Here is a 1,453-nt window from a genome sequence, read left to right on the forward strand (position 1 = left end):
AAACTTTCCAAATAGGTGCGCTCATCCTCAGTTAAACGCACAATATATTTCTTTGCCAATCTATCGTTCCCCAATAATGTAAAAAACCTACTCTATGGGGATTTTATACGACAAAACAAGACTGACTTAGTACTAGGTGCTATCGTAACTTTTCGTACCGTTGGACTTCAGACCCCGTTAACAACCTGAAAAACGATGATACAAAAAACTTTTTGAACTACTTTGGAGAAAATCCATGAAAACAAAATCACTGATTACCTTACCTTAGCTTTAACTCTTGGATTACTGTCCGCTTGCACGGAGATGAACCCGCATCCGATGGATATGAGTCAAGCCGTGCAAAACGCAACATCCAAAGCCGATCATGAGGCGCTGGCACAACACTATGAGGAAGCGGCGAAAGAAATGCAGCTTAAAGCTGACGAGCACAAAAAATTGCTTAGCCAATATCGGTCAAAAAGTTATCTCTATGACAGACAGGCGGAAGATTTTAAAGCGCATTGTGAAAGGTTGATTGATGTCTATGAAAACGCCGTCGAGGAAAACCTGGAAATGGCAAAGATGCATCGCCAGATGTAATGCTTCACACAGGCCAGGGGATGGCAGTGTTACCATCCTCTGGCAATAACTTAAAAACCCTTTTATAAAAATAGGATAGTCAAATGTCTGATTGTTGCAATGACAAAGCTTGCGAGATTGAGGCGCTTCGTAATCGCCAAAGCTCGACGCTTAAGATAGTATTAGGTATAAATGCTGTCATGTTCATAGTAGAACTCACAGCGGGACTGATTAGTGGCTCTGTCTCGCTGGTGTCGGATTCGCTGGATATGCTTGGCGATGCCTTAGTATACGGTTTCAGTATTTACGTTGTTGCGCGCGGCGCAAGAATGAAAGTCAAAGCTGCTTTGTTCAAAGGTGGCATCATGGCGGCCTTTGGTTTTTTCGCTCTTGGGCAGGCCGCTTACAAGATCGTTTTTCCTGAGGTTCCTGTATTCGAGGCCATCGGTGCAATTGGTCTACTGGCGCTTGCAGCCAATAGTATTTGTTTGGCTTTGCTCTGGCGGCATCGAGCCGATGATATAAACATGAGTTCAGTTTGGTTGTGTTCCCGCAACGATATTATTGCAAATATCTCAATATTATTTGCCGCCGCAGGTGTATGGTTTACTCATACAGGTTGGCCCGATATTCTAGTCGGTTTAGCAATTGCCGCTCTCTTTCTACGATCAGCGCTATTTGTATTGCGCGAGGCTATTACGGAGCTTCGGTGATGAGATGAGAGTCACAGAAAAGCCCATTTCCAGTTATCCATGGTACCTTCGGCCATTTTTTTGGAATCAGAAAAGAAAATACGGACAGATTCTTAAGCCTGCATTGATTTGGGCCAGAGTCCCCAGTTTGTTTGCAGCAATAGCCCTGCTCTATGGGGCGCTGGACAGAAAAAGCAGCCCTA

General features: G+C 44.3%; 2 protein-coding genes. Both read left to right on the plus strand.

Annotated elements, in window-relative coordinates; translation table 11 throughout:
* Nucleotides 1–318 precede the first annotated feature (318 nt).
* The gene (locus RW114_RS20605) at nucleotides 319–579 is read left to right on the plus strand and encodes a hypothetical protein (RefSeq protein WP_340124601.1); all 261 of its coding nucleotides are present in this window, start codon (nucleotides 319–321) and stop codon (nucleotides 577–579) included.
* A gap of 83 nt (nucleotides 580–662) precedes the next feature.
* Nucleotides 663–1,271 carry a cation efflux transmembrane domain-containing protein gene (locus RW114_RS20610; protein WP_340124602.1) on the plus strand — a complete coding sequence of 203 codons (609 nt, stop codon included), beginning with the start codon at nucleotides 663–665 and terminating at the stop codon, nucleotides 1,269–1,271.
* The last annotated feature ends 182 nt before the right edge of the window (nucleotides 1,272–1,453 follow it).

The sequence above is a fragment of the Methylobacter svalbardensis genome (assembly GCF_037671525.1).
Lineage (GTDB): Bacteria > Pseudomonadota > Gammaproteobacteria > Methylococcales > Methylomonadaceae > Methylobacter_A > Methylobacter_A svalbardensis.

Excerpts from the sequence above, each read along its gene's own strand:
- RW114_RS20605 (WP_340124601.1), top strand. The coding sequence starts at position 319 with ATGGATATGAGTCAAGCCGTGCAAAACGCAACATCCAAAGCCGATCAT.
- RW114_RS20610 (WP_340124602.1), top strand. The coding sequence starts at position 663 with ATGTCTGATTGTTGCAATGACAAAGCTTGCGAGATTGAGGCGCTTCGT.